Genomic DNA, 14,590 nt, shown 5'->3' with positions numbered 1-14,590 from the left:
ACCGCGGAAGCCTTCGGTGCGGGGGCAGGTCAGAGCATCGGTAAGACCTCCTCCCGCACCTGCTTGCGCAGGATCTTTCCGAGCATCGACCGCGGCATGTCCGGGATGGCAACGATCCGTTTGGGCACCTTGTAGCTCGCCAGGTGCTCACGGCAGTGCCCGCGGAGGGCGTCCTCGTCGAGCGTGGCCCCCGGCTCCAGTTCGACGGCGGCAACCACCATCTCGCCTCCCCGCTCGAGCGGCTTCCCAACGACGGCGGCGTCCTTGACGTCCGGATGAAGGCGCAGCACTGCCTCGGCTTCGGTGGGCGAGACGTTGAATCCGCCAGTGATGATGAGCTCCTTGGCCCGGTCAACGACTGTGGTGAAACCGTCCTCGTCCACGGTCACGACGTCGCCGGTTCGCAGCCACCCATCGGCGGTGAGTGTTTTCGCTGTTTCTTCCGGGTTGTTCCAGTAGCCCTGGAACACCTGCGGGCCTTTCAGCATCAGCTCCCCCGGCTGGCCCGGCGTTACTTCCACGGCAGGATCATCCAGGCTGACGACCTTCATCAGGGTCGATGGGAACGGCACGCCAATCGTGCCGTTGCGGCGTGTGGGGTGGAAGGGGTTGCCCAGCGCGACCGGTGAGGACTCGGTCATGCCGTAGCCTTCAACCAGCAGCCCGCCGGAGACCGACTCCCACAGTTCCACCACATGGTCGGGCAGGTTCATGGCACCGGAGATGCAGTATTTGCAGGACCGGAGCGAGATGCCCTTCTCCTTAGCGGCCATCGCTGTGCGCTCGTAGATCGGCGGCACCGCACAGTAGACCGTCGCAGGCGACTTCTTCATCGCAGCCAGGACCAGCTCCGGCTCGAATTTGGGGAACAGCACCAGCAGGCCTTGCTTGCGGATCCCGTAGGTCAGGTAGAGCGTCATGCCAAAGGCGTGGAACATGGGCAGGATCGCGTAGAACACTTCCTTGCGGTACTGCGCCCCATGCATCCACGCTTCGCCCTGCAAGGCGTTGGAGTAGAGGTTGAAGTGCGTCAGCATCGCGCCTTTTGGGCGGCCGGTGGTTCCCGAGGTGTACTGGATCGCGGCGAGGTCATCCACAGCGGGGCGGGGATGTCCCGGATCCAGCCTGCCGTGGCTCAGCAGATCCTTCCACGGCGTCGTTCCCGGGGCCGGTGCGGTCAGCGCGTCGCGGGACTCGCGCAGCTTTTTCACGGGCAGGTGCAGGGCAAAGCGCTTGACGGCGGGGAACGCCGCGAGGATGTTGACGGAGACGACGTGGTCGATCTCGATGTCGGACGGGAAGTCACGGATGGCCGCAGCGGCTTTGTCCCAGGTGATCACAACGCGCGCCTGGTGGTCTTCAAACTGGTGCCGGAGTTCCCGCGAGGTGTAGAGCGGGTTGTGCTCGACGACGACAGCCCCGAGGCGCAGCACCGCGTAGAACGCGACCACGTGCTGCGGGCAGTTCGGCAGGATCAGGGCTACCCGGTCGCCGGCGCGGACACCAAGCCGCCGCAGCCCCTCGGCGGCCCGGTCGACCTGTTCACCGAGTTCGGTGTAGCTGGTGCGGCGGCCGAAAAACTCCATCGCGGGTGCTGTCCCTGCCTCAGCCACGGACCGCTCCAGCATCGCGGAGAGGGACTCGGTGGGCAATTCAATCTCCGCAGGGACACCCGGCTGGTAGTTCTTCACCCAGGGCTGCTGGTCAGTGTGCTCCATGCTCACATCTTGCCGTTAACCGCCGTCCCCGGGAAATCTCGGCCCGGCACCTCCCGCCAACCACCCTTCGGGTCCGCAGGAGCGGCCGAGTGGGACTTTTTCCGTCCGGGTGACATCCTGAGGGCACTATGACCGCACACGAAGAGGCACCCAGCCCGTCTCCCCTCACCGGCAAGGCTCCCGGCGCCGCCCCAGCCGCGACCGGCGCTGAGGCCGCCGGGGCTGAGGCCGCCGGGGCTGGTTCGGGCACGGACCGCAGCCGGCGCGGGTTGCTGGCCCGGGCCCTGGGCGGAGGGACCGACCCGGACCCCCGTTTCACGCTGGCTAACGAGCGCACGTTCCTGGCTTGGATCCGCACGTCGCTGGCGCTGGTAGCCGGCGGCATCGCCGTCGAAGCGTTCACGTCGGCGCTGTTCGGACCGGAACTTCGAAAGTCCGTGGCCGTGCTGCTGCTCCTGCTGGGACTGTTGACCGGCGGCGGCTCCTTCTTCCGCTGGCTCAACGTCGAACGTGCCATGCGCCTGCAGGAACCGCTCCCGGCGCCGCTGCTCACCCCGCTCCTGGCGGTCGGCGGCGCCATCGTCGCTGCAGTGCTGATCGTCTTTGTGATCGTTCGGCCGGCCTAACCATGGCGACATCCAGGCCCGCCGCGGTGCATAACGATCCCGGGCTCCAGCCCGAGCGTACGGACCTTGCCTGGCGGCGGACCTCGTTCACGCTGATTACGGCGGCGTGCATCTTCCTGCGCTGGGTGCCGCACCATGGCTGGTTTGCCGGCACACTTGTGGCAGCGTCCCTGATCGTCGCCCTGGGCATCGCCATAACGCAGCGTCGCCGCTACCACCACCACGCCAGCGGCATCGCAGGAGCCGTGATGGTACCGAATTTCAGGGGCGCGGCGGCCATCGCCGGCAGCGTTGTGGTCCTCTCCGTCCTGGGAATCTACACAGTGCTGTTCCTGCCGCTGCCGTGAACGCGGCACCGCCTCCCACAATGGGCCGCGCAAAGCGGCAGCCGACCCGGCCGCCGGCACTGGGGCCCTGCCGCTGCCCGGGAGGATAGTTTGAGGCCATGATGGAAAGTTACAGGTACAACATCGAGGTCCTCCACCTCCTCGTGTCCCCCGCGCACGCCTACTTCGGCCGGGCCCGCGAGGGCGCAGCGGACGTCCCGACGACCGATGCGGACCGTGCCGAGCTGGTGACCGGCAAGGGAATTGTCGGCGACCGGTTCTTTGGCAAGGCCGCGCATATGGATGCCGCGGTCACCCTTATGGCGGTCGAGGCTCTCGAAGCGATGGCCACGGAGCTGGGCACCGGCGCCTTCGACCCGCTCCTGACCCGGCGCAATGTGGTCCTCCGCGGCGCCCAGCTGGCTCCGCTGCTGGGCGGGGAATTCGCCATCGAATCGCGGGGACACCTGGTGCGGCTCCGGGCCGGGCGGCCTGCCCACCCCTGCGCCTGGATGGACCAGATGCTCGCGCCGGGAGCCCACGCGGCGATGCGCGGGCGCGGCGGGGTGAGATGCCAGCCTCTTTCGGACGGCCTGCTGCACCGCGGACCCGCCGTGCTGATCAGCCCCGTGCCCCTGGATCCCGGGCAGGCGGGCACCCCGAGTGCGCTCCGACCGTCGCGGCTGCCCTAGCCGGGGTGGCGGCCGGCGCAGCCGTGACGCCGGTCCGGGACCGCTGCGGCTACGAATCACTTTCTGAAACCACAAACAGAAGGTGACGATGAGTGTTCAGCAGGAAACCGCTCCCTCGGGGGCCGCGACGCTGCGGCGGAGCATCCTTGGGACCGAGCTGGGCCCCTGCACGGTAAGGGTCCAGCACGGCACCGATGGTCTCCGCCCGGCAACCGGCACCCCGGATGTCTACCTCCACGGGGCCGCGGGATCATGGACGACGTTCCTGCCGCTGCTTTCCCGGGCGCCGGCCCATGACCGGGTGCTCATTGATTTGCCGGGCTGGGGAGATTCCACGAGCGGCTGCCGGCCGGAGCGATTCAGCATCGAGGCGATGGCACGCGCCGTCACCGAGGTTCTGGACTCGCTCGGCTACCAGCGGTGGAACCTGGTGGGACACTCGATGGGAGGCTTCCTGGCCTTGCACGTTGCCGCGACGTCGCCGGAGCGGACAGCCAGCGTTGCCACCATCTCGGCCACCACCTTCGGTGTGGCCGGCGCGGCCCGGCGGCCACTGCGGTCCCTGTTCCGGTTCCCGGCATTTGTTGGCATGCTCACGGTGATGCGGGCCATGGCGGCCCTCGGCCCGGCCGGATCCGCACTGATCCGCGCCGTCGGCACCACACCGGTCATGCGGCCGCTGTTGGCACCCTTCTTCGCAGACCCCGCAGCCATCTCCCCGCAGGTCATTCGCGGATTGGGCCTGGACGCCCGACCGGCCAGCTTCCTGGCGGCTGCCCGGGCCGCGGCCCGCTACGATTTTTCCCAGTGGCGCGGCATCAGTTGCCCGGTGCTGGCCCTCCGGGGCGACCGGGATGTCTTTACGCCGGCATCGGACCTGATCCGGCTGGCCGCCGTTATCCCGCATATCCAGCCTGCCACGGTCCCGGACTGCGGCCACTTCGCCAACATCGAGCGTCCGGAGTACGTGCAAGCCCTGCTCGATGACCTGCGCCGCCCCTAAGCCGGCCGCCACCGACGACGACGCGGCTGCCGCCGAACCGACTCGCCGGGAAGGGGCATGATCAGGGCACCGCTGAATCCTGGTAGCTTCACGTTTTTTCCCGATGATTGGCCGGCCCCTGCCGGATCGCACTGTGATCAGTCTCACCCTGCAATATTGGCCATCCGGCTTGAGACTCCAGCCCGGCACTGTGCATCATAAAAGGGCACGGCAGGGGCCTCCAACGTCCCGCCGGGCCAGCCCGCTGACCGCGCCGACTCCGGCGCCGAAGTGAATCAGGGGCGACGGTTTTACCCATCCTGGTGGACGCAATGAAGCCAAACCGGTGAGCTCGCAGAGCCGCCCGACGGTCTACGGCGTTCCTGGTGTGGCCGCACGGCGGCTCCGCAACGTTGCGTCAGCCGGACATCCGGAACATGAATGGAAGCACTGAACAATGACGTTTGAAACTGCCAACTCTGTCACCCACAAGCTCTGGGACCGCTCCAACATGCACAGCGAACTGGACGCCCTGGTGCACGATCTCTCGGTCCGCCACAATACGCCCAAAAGCAGCATCGCGGTGCACGCCAGCGGGCCCAACACCTTTACGCTCAGCCTGAACCACGGCGCAGCCAACACCGAAACGGTCAATCTGTAGCAGCAACAACTGACGACGGCGGGAGGCCTCAACCTCCCGCCGTCGTCAGTTAAGCTCTCATCCCTTAGGCCGCTTCCTGGAGCTCGAAAGAGGACGAGGTACTCACCGGCGGGCCCGCCTCGGTGGCCCGACAGCTGGCCCAAGACGTCCCAGCGGGCGCTGCAATTACGGAACCATTCAGTCAAGGTCGACTGCGTCGCGGCCGGGCAGCCGGTCTCCCGGACAGCCGTGAACTTCATCCTCCAAGGTCCGGGATACCCAGGATTTCCGTTCCCCCCGCTTGAGTCCAGGCAGACCGGCAACTCCCGGCCCAGAACACCTAGGGCACTTAACCCGGGCCGGCTCCGTTGACCGACGCAGTGGCACGTTCCTGCGATAGTCGGTGCCCAAGGGCCAGGACGCGTACGGAAATGTCCGCCGCATCCCGTCCCGGGAGACCGGTTGAGAGGTCAGGCAGTTCCAGGGACCGCGCGCCGGTGGCGCCCCGCAGGACAGCTCTCCAGAGCATTTCCACCGTCGAGACGGTTTCGATGGCACCTGTCGGCCCCGACACCAGCCACCCCCCGCTGGTGGCAGCCACCTTGGAGGCCCCGGCCCAGGACCGGCAGGCATCGTTGACCGTTTGGGCGACGATCAGGTGTTGCCGGATCGTTCTCTCCGGGCCCAGTACGGGATCTGCTACGACAGTTTGTCCGCATGCACCACACATAGAATCTTCCCTTTCTAGGGCATAACGTCGCCGGAATTTGGTCCCAACGTCTGGCCGACATACAGGTTGCCGCCCGGATCGCTCGCGAGAAGCAACGCAGTGGGAGCTACCTCGGCCGGGAGCCCGAAGCGCAGCAACGGGAGTTCGGCACGCTTGGCGGCTTTCCACTCCGCTGAAATTCCTTCCACCAACGGCGTTTCGATGGGCCCCGGGGCGATGCTGTTGACCAGCACATTGTCGCCGGCGGTTTCCAGGGCCAGGGCCTTGGTCAGCCCCACCACCCCAGCCTTGGCTGCACTGTAGTGGCTGAGCCCGGTTCCGCCCTTGATGGCCAGCTGGGAGGCGATGTTGATGATGCGGCCCCACTTCTGTTGCCGCATCTCCCCCACGACTTCGCGGCAGCAGAGGAAGACCCCGGTCAGGTCAACGGAAACCGTTTCGTTCCACATGGCCAGGGTCATGTCTTCCAGCCGTGATTCGGTCAGCAGGCCCGCGCTGTTGACGAGAATGTCGATGCTGCCGAGCTGCGAGCGCGCCGCCGCAAAAGCGGCTTTTACGCTTGCTTCATCTGAGACGTCGACGGCGATGGTTCCCGCCGCGCCGGACCGGTCCAGGACAGCCACTCTGTCTCCATTGGCGGCAAAGGCTTCGGCGATGGCCTTGCCGATGCCGCTGGCTCCGCCCGTAACCACCACAGCCCGGCCCGACGCCCTAGGGGAGGTGTCAGTGTTGTTCATGCTTTCCCTCCAATGCCTCTCAGGCGCGCATCTTGATGGTGAGGCCGCCGTCGACGATCAGCGACTGGCCGGTAACGTAAACAGAGTCATCGGAGGTCAGGAAGCCGATCACGCTGGCAACCTCCTGCGGCCGGCCGACCCGGCCCCAGGGGATCTCCCGCCCGGCGCGCTGCAGGCCGTCGGGTCCCAGCGAATTCACCGGGTCCAGGGACTGGGGCGTCTCAATCAGCCCGGGGATGACGGCGTTGGCGCGGATGCCGCGCGGCCCCAGCTCCGCGGCCACGCTGCGGATCAACCCGAGCACACCGGCCTTGGCGGCCGCGTAGTGGGCATGTTCTTCCCACCCGTAGACGCCGCCGGCAATCGAGGACACCGCAACCATTGCTCCGCCGTCGGTCATTCTTGCGGACCCGGCCCGCAGGGTTCGCAGCACGCCGGTGAGGTCGACGTCGAGCATGTCGTGCCAGCGCTCGTCGGTCATTTGGCCCAGGGGCGAGTTGCGCAGGACTCCCGCGTTGGCCACCGCGTAGTCCAGCCGGCCATACTCCTGGACCGCGCGTTCGGCGAACGCATCGACGGAAGGGGTGCTGCGGACATCCACTTCGTGGATGACGCCCGCACCCCCTGCCGCATGCACCAAGCGGAGGGTTTCCTGCGGGTCGTGCGGGTCGCCGGGAAAGGTTCCGATAACCGACCGCACCCCGTGTCCGGCGTAGTAGACGGCAAGCGCGCGTCCGATTCCGCTGGCCGCCCCGGTGATTATCGCGACCTTTCCCGCGCTCATGCTCCGACCTCGTGCGGGTGGTCCTCCATCAAGGCCTCCGTTGGCGGCTTAGCGGCGATCATCAGGAGGCCGGAAACCAGCGTTCCCAGCGCACCCACCCAGACGGCTGCGGTGCCGGTCCCGCTTCCGGCGGCAATTGCGGTGAAGATGGCCCCGCCGATGATGGTGCCCGGCTGGCTCATGGCGCCGATGAAAGCGGTGCCGGTGGCTCGGCAACTGACGGGGTAGCACTCAGCCATAAAGTACTGGATCGCAGCGTACGGGCCGACAAGGAAGAACAGGCCGGCGCCGTAGGTGAGGATGATCATGAACGGGCTCGTGGCGATGGGGCTGAGCATGATCGTGAAGGAAATGCCGGAGAGGATCCAGCCGCCGATGATGGTCCGCTTGCGCCCAATCTTGTCCCCGAGCCAGCCGTGGAAGACGTAGCCGAAGTACGCCAGCAGGTTGATCACGATGAGCATCCAGAAAGCGTCGGAGAGTTCCACGCCCTTCGCGTTTTTCAGGACGGAAGTGCCGAGGACACTGAAGATGGTGATGCCGAAAAAGTTTACGATCCAGGCCAGGGAGAACACGATGGTGTTCCGGCGCAGCTGCGGCTCCCAGATCCGCTTGAGCGGTGCCGCGGAAGAGTGTTCGACGCCGTAGGCGTGGGCCAAGGAGTGGGCGTCGGCGGACTTGCCGCTCTTCTCCAGTTCGGTCAGTTTGTGGTGCAGTTCAAACTGGGGGGTCTCCTTGAGCTTCCGGGCGATGACCCACACAATGATGGCTGCCGGAACGGTGGCCATCAGGTAGAGGGCACGCCAGCCGAGGGTCGGCAGGAAGGCCAGGGCGAGGGCACTGGCGAGCAGGAAGCCCAGCGGCCAGCCGCCCTGGATGAAGGAGTAGTGGAAGCCGGGGCGCTTGCGCTTATCGGCGACCTCGGTCACCTGGTAGACCTCGTTCATGTACGTCGCGTTGACGGCCTGTTCCGAGAATCCGAGCCCACCGAAGGAACGGACCAGGACCAGCAGCCCGTTGCTCAGAAACGGGATGCCAGTCGGAATCAGAGCCGTCAGGCCGGAGACGACGGCGGTGCCGCCGACGGTGACCATCATGCCTTTGCGACGGCCGAGCCGGTCAATAACAGGTCCGATCCCGAAAGCAACGACTGCGGTGCCGACAGCGATCCAGGTGTTGATCGCGTAGGCTTCGGGTGCCGTCCAGCCGAACTCCTCCTGCATGGCCGGCAAGAGGGTGCCGAAGAGCCCGTAGTCGAAGACGGCCACGGTCCAGGCGAGCAGGGCAAGAACGGTGGCTGTGGTGGTGTGGCGCTTGGAGAAGACCGGGAAACGGCGCTTCTCATCGGGTGCGGGTTGCGTCAGATCGACGGCAGGCTGCTGGATGGTCATTACTGGTTTTCCTTTCGGGGGCTGCGGGTGAGGAAGGAGTCCGCGATCTGGTCGAATGTGTGCCAGCTGACGCCCTCGTGGGAGTTGATGTGTTCGATGAGGCGTTCGAGCATCAGCAGGACCTGGGGCCGGCCGGAGACGTCCGGATGGATGGTCATGGTGAAGACCGCCTGGTCCATTTCGCGGTAGACCCAATCAAACTGGTCCTTCCACATCTGTTCGATGTCCCGGGGGCTGACGAAGCCGTGCGAGTTTGGCGATGCCTTGATGAACATCATGGGAGGCAGGTCATCGAGGTACCAGTTGGCCGGGATCTCCACGAGGTCGGTTTCGCGCCCCCGGACCAGCGGTTCCATCCAGGTTTCGGCGTCTTTGGTGTAGTCGATCTTCTTCCAGCTGTCGCCGACCCTGACGTAATAGGGCTCAAAGTCGCGGTGCATCAGGGAGTGGTCGTATTTGATCCCGCGTTCCAGGAGGATCTCATTGGTAACCCCGGAGAATTCCCACCAGGGTGCGACATAGCCTGTGGGACGGCGGCCGGAGACCTTTTCGATGAGTTCGATGGACCGGTCCAGGATGGCCGTCTCCTGCTCGCGGGTCATGGCGATGGGGTTCTCGTGCGAGTACCCGTGCACGCCGATTTCGTGGCCTGCGTCCACGATCATCCGGGTCAGCTCCGGGAATGTCTCGATCGAGTGACCGGGCACGAACCAGGTGGCGGGAAGTCCGTACTTCTCAAAAAGACGGATGAGGCGCGGGCCGCCGACTTCCCCGCTGAACAGGCCCCGGGAGATATCACACGGGGAGTCTTCGCCGCCGTAGGAACCGAGCATTCCGGCAACGGCGTCCACGTCGACGCCGAACGCGACTTGGATGTCCTTAGTCATGAGATCAACCTTTCACTGCGCTTTTTCTTGGGTTTTGGTTATTGGGGTTTGGTTCGGTGCGGTAACTGTCAAGGGACCTTGCCCCGGAGGGCGAAGGTGTCCGCAATGCGGTGCTGGGGAGTACCGAGCCTGAGCAGCAGGCTGAGCAGGACCAGGGACTGGGATGGCCTGAGCAGGCCGGAGGAAATGGCGCCTGCGGCACGCAGATCTTCACCGCCGCCGTCGCCGTACCTGGGCACAACGGCGCCGGCCTCCACCCTCGTGCTCGTCACCACCACGACGCCGGCCGCGCTGGCGTCCGCTACTGCCCGGCACATCGTGCGGTTGGCATTGCCAGTACCCGTCCCCTGGAGCACTATGCCCGCCGCCCCGGCCTGGAGGCTGGCCCGCAACAGGGTCGAGTCGGACCCGGGGTAAGCGGCGATGAGGTCCACGCGGGGTGAACCGGCCGCCGCTCCCGGCAAGGGAAACGGGTCGTATGCGGGCCGGGCACGGTCGAGGCTGACGTCACCTGAACCGGATACCGATCCTGCCGTGCCGAAGTCCGGGTTGGCGAAGGCATCGAGCCTCGTTGTGTGGCTCTTCCGGACTCCCGCCGCGGGGTAGATGGTCCCCGCGAAGGCGAGCAGTACGCCTTTTCCACGCGCCTGCGGGGAGCCGGCGACTGCAATCGCGCGGGCGAGATTGTCGGGACCGTCCGGTGCCTGGGAGTCGGCGGGGTGCTGCGCTCCGGTAAAGACGACGGGCCGGGGATCATCGTGGGTGAGGTCCATCAGGTAGGCGGTCTCCTCCATGGTGTCCGTCCCGTGGGTGACCACAATTCCCAGAACCTGCGGGTGAGCAAGGGCCTGCCGGACCTTGGCGCAGATGGCGATCATGTCCTCAACCGTCAGCAGGTACGAACCTTTCCGGAAAACATCCACCACACGGACCGGATGCCGGGCCGGAATCCCCATGCCGGCGAACACCTGCTCGCCCGTGTCCGACGCCACAGCGGCACCCCCGGCCTCGGCCGCGCGGGAAGAAATTGTTCCTCCTGTGGCCAACAGCACCACGTGGGGGCCCTGCAGATCTGTGACAGTCATTTCCACTCCGTTAGTTAAGCGCCTGATGCCTGAAGCGCACCCAATCGATTGGGTAGTTGGCTAAAAAGTTATCGCCGCGATGTTTCGGCTAAATGCTTCCGGGTGTTTCGAGGGTGTAAACACTGCGCAGCCTGATTCCGGCCTGCTCGGTACCCAATCGATTGGGTTAGCCGGTGAGATGACTATAGAATGTGATGTGCGGCACGTCAAGAGCTCACGAAGCAGGGATCCGCACGTTTTCGGGCAGTCTTGGTGATGACGTCTTTATGAGCCGAGCCAGGGGGAAAGAATGAACGAAGCCGCAGGCGATGGCCGGGCCGTCACGCTGAAGGATCTTGCCAACGAGCTCGGGATCCACCCGTCGACGGTGTCCCGGATCCTGCACTCGGGCACTGACGTTGCGCGGGGGGCCGCCTCCGTGGCGACGGCCGAGCGGGTGCGTGATCTGGCGCGGAAGCGCGGCTACTCCCCCGACCCCCAGGCGGCTGGCCTCCGGACACGGCGGACCCGGCTCATGGGCGTAATCGTTCCCCGGCTTTCGGACCTTGTCCTGGCAATCATGTACGAGGGCATCGACGAGGCCGCGGCGGAACTGGGCTATTCGACATTTGTGATGAACTCGCGCGATGACCCTGAGGAACAGCGACGCAAGACGGACACCATGCTCGCCCGGCGGGTGGACGGGCTGATCATCGGTGACGCCCATTTGGACACTGGGCTGCTGGTGGAACTGACCGACCGGAAGGTGCCGTTTGTGCTGATGAACCGCCGCGTCCCGGGCTACCCGGCGGCTACCTGCGACGACGTCCTGGGCGGGGAGCTTGTGGCCGAGCACCTGTGGAAGACCGGGCACCGGAATGTCGCGGTGATCGCCGGCGAGCCGTACGCCAGCACGGCTGTCGACCGGACGGCCGGTTTCGTCGACCGCTGGCGTTCGCTGGGGGGAAAGCTGCCCGGGAACGCCGTGGTGTGGTCCCGGTTCGATACTGCCGGGGGCCGTGAAGCGGCCGAGACCATCCTGACGCACTGCCGTCCCCGCCCGACGGCGCTTTTCGCCGTGAATGACTTCGCCGCGATCGGGGCCATGGGAGCGCTGCGGTCCCATGGCCTCACCGTCGGTACCGATGTGGCAGTGGTCGGCTTTAATGACACGTCACTGGCCGCGGAGCTGCCCATTCCGCTGTCCTCCGTCCGCTCGCCAATGCTGGATATCGGACGTACGGCGGTGCAGCTGCTAAAGGGGGTGCTCGACGGCGCACACGTCGAGTCCGTGAAGCTGGTGCCGACCTTGTGCGTCCGGGAAAGCAGCGCCTAAACCAGCGCAGAAACGACTCGCCAACGGTGCGGGGTCGTCCGCGCGGCCGTCGTCGCCGGACTAGACGAGCTTTGCGTCGAGCTGCAAAGAGGCAACGATGCTGAGGGCGAGCATGCAGGTGGCCCGGACCTCTCCGTCGGACAAATCCAGCTGCAGGAGCGCCTCGATCTTCCGCAGCCTGTAGCTGAGGGTGTTTCGGTGGATAAAAAGCTCATCGCAGATCCTGGCGGAATTTCCGCTGTGGCGGAGGTAGGCGTCGAAGGTCTCGTGCAGGGCGCCACCACCATCGGCGGCCAAGGGTGCCAGAAGCCGCTGGCACATTGCCACCAGACCAGGGCTGGGCAGCCCCTGCACTATGCCGGCGAGATCGGCCGGCGGCGCGTGATGGACCCCGGGCCGCCCCATCTGACGCCGGGCCAGCTGCAGAGTCAGCGGCAGTTCGCCAAGGCTCGCGGACTCCGCGACGATGACGGACAATTCCGGGGCATCCACAAAGAACTCACTGACGGCAGCGAGCAGATCAGCAGGTCCGTGCCGATGCTGCAGCAGCAATGTGGTGAGCCCGGACTCCTCCATAAACCTGACCGTGCCATAGGCGCCCTGCAAGCCCACCCGGGCCCGCCAGGCGATGGCACGAAGCCTGGCGGGCGCCACCTCGCCGGAACTTCCGACCAGCACAGTGTCCCAGCCGCCGTCGGGATCGCAGCCGGATTCGAGGGCATAGCGTCGCAGCGGGGTAGAAGGATCACCGCGATCCTCGTAGAGGGCCTCCATAAACCGCGCGGCTTCGACGGAATGCAGTGGCGAATGCGACCCGAGTGTATAACTCAGCTGCATTCCAATGACGGCAGCCACCGGACCCAGGATCGGCTGCAGGACGATATTGCTCCCGATACCCTCAATGGCCAGCCGGAATTGAGCGGATTCACCGCTGGGCAGCCGAAGCGCGGTCCGGGTGGTCCCGCCATGAGCCGTGCCCGCGGCAACGAGCTCGAAGGCATTTTGATCGATCACCGCTACCCTGGCGTCGACGGCGTCCGCCACCCGCTCCAAAACCTCGGCCAGGGAATGCCCGTCGGCGGCCAACCGGGTGCATTCATCCGCCAGCTCCCAGCCCTTGCGCAACTCCTCGTAGCGCTCGGCGGCGATCACCCGGTCCACGTGGCGCATGATCAGCACAAACGGCACTTCCGGCGGGAGTTCCAGCAGTGGCAAGCCATGGGTCTCGCAGGCCCGGACCAGGCCGACCGGCAGCTCGCGGTGCGCGGCGCCCAGCCCAAACGCCAGTCCGGAGACCGGGACGGCGACCAGCCGTTCCACGTAGGCGTCCCAGATCCTGAAGTCTGTAACGTTCAGGCCCATCCCGTTGGTCAGCACCAGGGCATTCACGCTGAGGAACGGCGTGGGGTCCATGTGCTCGGTAGGGGCGCACCAGGTGATGGGCCTGGCCAGCCGTCCGGCGCCGCCCGGAACACGCAGGCGGATGTTGAGGTCGGGATCTCCGACCAGGTCTGAAATTCGCAAGGATCCTCCAGGAACGGCAGGCTCAAGATCTTTGGCTAGTGCGGTAAGCATAAGTGAGGGAATCAAATTCAGCGAGCTGCACAATATCCGTGAGCCCCGATGCTGAGTAGCGTTGCACCCATGCAAAGCAATGTGACTCCCGACACCCCCGCTTACCCGCCAGGCCGGGTGCTGCTGAACTCCGACATGGGCGAAGGCGTGGGCCTCCACGAGTTCGGCAACGACGAAGAACTTATGCGGATCATCGACGTCGCCAATGTGGCCTGCGGCTACCACGCGGGCGATCCGGACGTGATGAACCGGACCGTTGCGCTGGCCGCAGAGCACGGCGTGGCCGTCGGTGCGCACCCTGGCCTCCCTGACCTGGTCGGATTCGGACGCCGCCGTATGACCATGAGCCCCGGTGAAGTCGAGTCGATCATCCTCTACCAGACCGGTGCCCTGGCTGCGTTCCTCGCAAAGCACGGGCTGGAACTAAACCACATCAAGCCCCATGGCGCCCTGTACGGAATGCTGGCCGGCGACGAGGAACTGATGCAGGCCGCCGCCGGAACCGCTTCGCAGTTCGGCGTCCCCTTTTTCGGACTTGCAGGGACGGCCCACGAAACCGTGTGCCGGGCCATGGGCGTCGAGTTCGTGCCCGAACTCTACGTTGACCTCAATTACGGTCCGTCCGGGGAGCTGCTGATCCAACGCCGCCCGGCTCCGACCGACCCCGACGCCGCCGCCGAGCGGGTGCGCGGGGCGCTGGCCGGACGGCCCGTCCTGGCCGTTGACGGAACCGAACTGGACATCACCTTCCGCAGCGTCTGCGTCCACTCCGACGCGCCCAACTCCGTTGCAGTGGCCGGCGCCGTTCGTGCGGTCCTGGCCTGAACCGCAGTATCCAACTTCCCGAAAGAGAGCACCCCGTGGCAACCATCATTTCCCCGCTTCCCGGCATCTTCTACCGCAAGCCCGGTCCGGGCAAGCCGCCCTTCGCCAATGAGGGCGACACCATCGAGGTAGGACAAACCCTGGGCATTATCGAGATCATGAAGCAGTTCACCGAAATCCAGTCCGATGTCGCCGGAACACTGGAATCCTTTGAAGTCAAGGAAGGCGACATGGTCAACCCGGGCGACGCCGTCGTTATCATCCGGGAGGGATAGCC

General features: G+C 65.9%; 16 protein-coding genes. 8 read left to right on the top strand and 8 right to left on the bottom strand.

The features are described 5' to 3' along the window. Positions 1-29: 29 nt before the first annotated feature. Positions 30-1,718: a long-chain-fatty-acid--CoA ligase gene (locus QMG72_RS13875; RefSeq protein WP_226775407.1), complete on the bottom strand. Its 1,689-nt coding sequence runs from the start codon at positions 1,716-1,718 to the stop codon at positions 30-32. A gap of 128 nt (positions 1,719-1,846) precedes the next feature. On the opposite strand from QMG72_RS13875, the gene QMG72_RS13870 reads away from it, so the two are divergent. The 5 genes from QMG72_RS13870 to QMG72_RS13850 all read left to right on the top strand — a co-directional run bounded on the left by QMG72_RS13870 (position 1,847) and on the right by QMG72_RS13850 (position 5,005). Continuing rightward, positions 1,847-2,344, top strand: a complete 498-nt coding sequence (locus QMG72_RS13870; RefSeq protein ID WP_309485695.1) for a YidH family protein — start codon at positions 1,847-1,849, stop codon at positions 2,342-2,344. A 2-nt stretch (positions 2,345-2,346) separates the two neighbouring features. Further along, entirely contained in the window at positions 2,347-2,691 is a 345-nt protein-coding gene (locus QMG72_RS13865; RefSeq protein ID WP_226775406.1) for a DUF202 domain-containing protein, read from the top strand. A 98-nt stretch (positions 2,692-2,789) separates the two neighbouring features. Next, the gene (locus QMG72_RS13860; protein WP_282468034.1) at positions 2,790-3,362 is read left to right on the top strand and encodes an MOSC domain-containing protein; all 573 of its coding nucleotides are present in this window, start codon (positions 2,790-2,792) and stop codon (positions 3,360-3,362) included. An 88-nt stretch (positions 3,363-3,450) separates the two neighbouring features. Next, positions 3,451-4,365, top strand: a complete 915-nt coding sequence (locus tag QMG72_RS13855) for an alpha/beta fold hydrolase (RefSeq protein WP_226775404.1) — start codon at positions 3,451-3,453, stop codon at positions 4,363-4,365. A gap of 436 nt (positions 4,366-4,801) precedes the next feature. After that, on the top strand, positions 4,802-5,005 hold the full coding sequence (locus tag QMG72_RS13850) for a hypothetical protein (RefSeq protein WP_226775403.1): 204 nt from the start codon (positions 4,802-4,804) through the stop codon (positions 5,003-5,005). 328 nt (positions 5,006-5,333) lie between these two features. Here QMG72_RS13850 and QMG72_RS13845 read toward each other — a convergent pair whose 3' ends face one another. From QMG72_RS13845 to QMG72_RS13820, 6 genes are all read right to left on the bottom strand, one after another. Further along, complete coding sequence (locus QMG72_RS13845) at positions 5,334-5,714, bottom strand: hypothetical protein (protein WP_282358786.1); 381 nt, start codon at positions 5,712-5,714, stop codon at positions 5,334-5,336. A 14-nt stretch (positions 5,715-5,728) separates the two neighbouring features. After that, positions 5,729-6,451 (bottom strand): SDR family NAD(P)-dependent oxidoreductase, encoded by a 723-nt coding sequence (locus QMG72_RS13840; protein WP_226775402.1) that lies wholly within the window; start codon positions 6,449-6,451, stop codon positions 5,729-5,731. A 19-nt stretch (positions 6,452-6,470) separates the two neighbouring features. Then, a complete protein-coding gene (locus QMG72_RS13835) occupies positions 6,471-7,235 on the bottom strand; it encodes an SDR family NAD(P)-dependent oxidoreductase (RefSeq protein WP_283480832.1) in 765 nt (254 codons plus the stop codon). Beyond that, positions 7,232-8,626 carry an MFS transporter gene (locus QMG72_RS13830; protein ID WP_226775400.1) on the bottom strand — a complete coding sequence of 465 codons (1,395 nt, stop codon included), beginning with the start codon at positions 8,624-8,626 and terminating at the stop codon, positions 7,232-7,234. Before QMG72_RS13830 ends, QMG72_RS13835 begins: the two co-directional genes overlap by 4 nt. Continuing rightward, the gene (locus tag QMG72_RS13825) at positions 8,626-9,513 is read right to left on the bottom strand and encodes a polysaccharide deacetylase family protein (RefSeq protein ID WP_226775399.1); all 888 of its coding nucleotides are present in this window, start codon (positions 9,511-9,513) and stop codon (positions 8,626-8,628) included. The genes QMG72_RS13830 and QMG72_RS13825 overlap by 1 nt, the downstream gene beginning before the upstream one ends. 68 nt (positions 9,514-9,581) lie before the next feature. After that, on the bottom strand, positions 9,582-10,598 hold the full coding sequence (locus tag QMG72_RS13820) for an asparaginase (RefSeq protein WP_226775398.1): 1,017 nt from the start codon (positions 10,596-10,598) through the stop codon (positions 9,582-9,584). Between the two features lie 289 nt (positions 10,599-10,887). Here QMG72_RS13820 and QMG72_RS13815 point away from each other — a divergent pair, with 289 nt between their 5' ends. Continuing rightward, positions 10,888-11,913 carry a LacI family DNA-binding transcriptional regulator gene (locus QMG72_RS13815; protein ID WP_226775397.1) on the top strand — a complete coding sequence of 342 codons (1,026 nt, stop codon included), beginning with the start codon at positions 10,888-10,890 and terminating at the stop codon, positions 11,911-11,913. A 60-nt stretch (positions 11,914-11,973) separates the two neighbouring features. Here QMG72_RS13815 and QMG72_RS13810 read toward each other — a convergent pair whose 3' ends face one another. After that, positions 11,974-13,437: a PucR family transcriptional regulator gene (locus QMG72_RS13810; RefSeq protein ID WP_226775396.1), complete on the bottom strand. Its 1,464-nt coding sequence runs from the start codon at positions 13,435-13,437 to the stop codon at positions 11,974-11,976. A gap of 120 nt (positions 13,438-13,557) precedes the next feature. Here QMG72_RS13810 and pxpA point away from each other — a divergent pair, with 120 nt between their 5' ends. Both pxpA and QMG72_RS13800 read left to right on the top strand, forming a co-directional pair. Further along, positions 13,558-14,313 (top strand): 5-oxoprolinase subunit PxpA, encoded by a 756-nt coding sequence (pxpA, locus tag QMG72_RS13805; RefSeq protein ID WP_226775395.1) that lies wholly within the window; start codon positions 13,558-13,560, stop codon positions 14,311-14,313. 35 nt (positions 14,314-14,348) lie between these two features. Continuing rightward, positions 14,349-14,588, top strand: coding sequence for an acetyl-CoA carboxylase (locus tag QMG72_RS13800; protein WP_226775394.1), 240 nt, complete (start codon positions 14,349-14,351; stop codon positions 14,586-14,588). The last annotated feature ends 2 nt before the right edge of the window (positions 14,589-14,590 follow it).

Source organism: Pseudarthrobacter sp. PH31-O2, from assembly GCF_030063265.1.
Classification (GTDB): Bacteria; Actinomycetota; Actinomycetes; order Actinomycetales; family Micrococcaceae; genus Arthrobacter.
This window is presented reverse-complemented; position numbering and strand designations above follow the sequence as displayed.

Coding starts and splice junctions, on each gene's coding strand:
- QMG72_RS13875 (WP_226775407.1), bottom strand. CDS start 1,718: ATGGAGCACACTGACCAGCAGCCCTGGGTGAAGAACTACCAGCCGGGT.
- QMG72_RS13870 (WP_309485695.1), top strand. CDS start 1,847: ATGACCGCACACGAAGAGGCACCCAGCCCGTCTCCCCTCACCGGCAAG.
- QMG72_RS13865 (WP_226775406.1), top strand. CDS start 2,347: ATGGCGACATCCAGGCCCGCCGCGGTGCATAACGATCCCGGGCTCCAG.
- QMG72_RS13860 (WP_282468034.1), top strand. CDS start 2,790: ATGATGGAAAGTTACAGGTACAACATCGAGGTCCTCCACCTCCTCGTG.
- QMG72_RS13855 (WP_226775404.1), top strand. CDS start 3,451: ATGAGTGTTCAGCAGGAAACCGCTCCCTCGGGGGCCGCGACGCTGCGG.
- QMG72_RS13850 (WP_226775403.1), top strand. CDS start 4,802: ATGACGTTTGAAACTGCCAACTCTGTCACCCACAAGCTCTGGGACCGC.
- QMG72_RS13845 (WP_282358786.1), bottom strand. CDS start 5,714: ATGTGTGGTGCATGCGGACAAACTGTCGTAGCAGATCCCGTACTGGGC.
- QMG72_RS13840 (WP_226775402.1), bottom strand. CDS start 6,451: ATGAACAACACTGACACCTCCCCTAGGGCGTCGGGCCGGGCTGTGGTG.
- QMG72_RS13835 (WP_283480832.1), bottom strand. CDS start 7,235: ATGAGCGCGGGAAAGGTCGCGATAATCACCGGGGCGGCCAGCGGAATC.
- QMG72_RS13830 (WP_226775400.1), bottom strand. CDS start 8,626: ATGACCATCCAGCAGCCTGCCGTCGATCTGACGCAACCCGCACCCGAT.
- QMG72_RS13825 (WP_226775399.1), bottom strand. CDS start 9,513: ATGACTAAGGACATCCAAGTCGCGTTCGGCGTCGACGTGGACGCCGTT.
- QMG72_RS13820 (WP_226775398.1), bottom strand. CDS start 10,598: ATGACTGTCACAGATCTGCAGGGCCCCCACGTGGTGCTGTTGGCCACA.
- QMG72_RS13815 (WP_226775397.1), top strand. CDS start 10,888: ATGAACGAAGCCGCAGGCGATGGCCGGGCCGTCACGCTGAAGGATCTT.
- pxpA (WP_226775395.1), top strand. CDS start 13,558: ATGCAAAGCAATGTGACTCCCGACACCCCCGCTTACCCGCCAGGCCGG.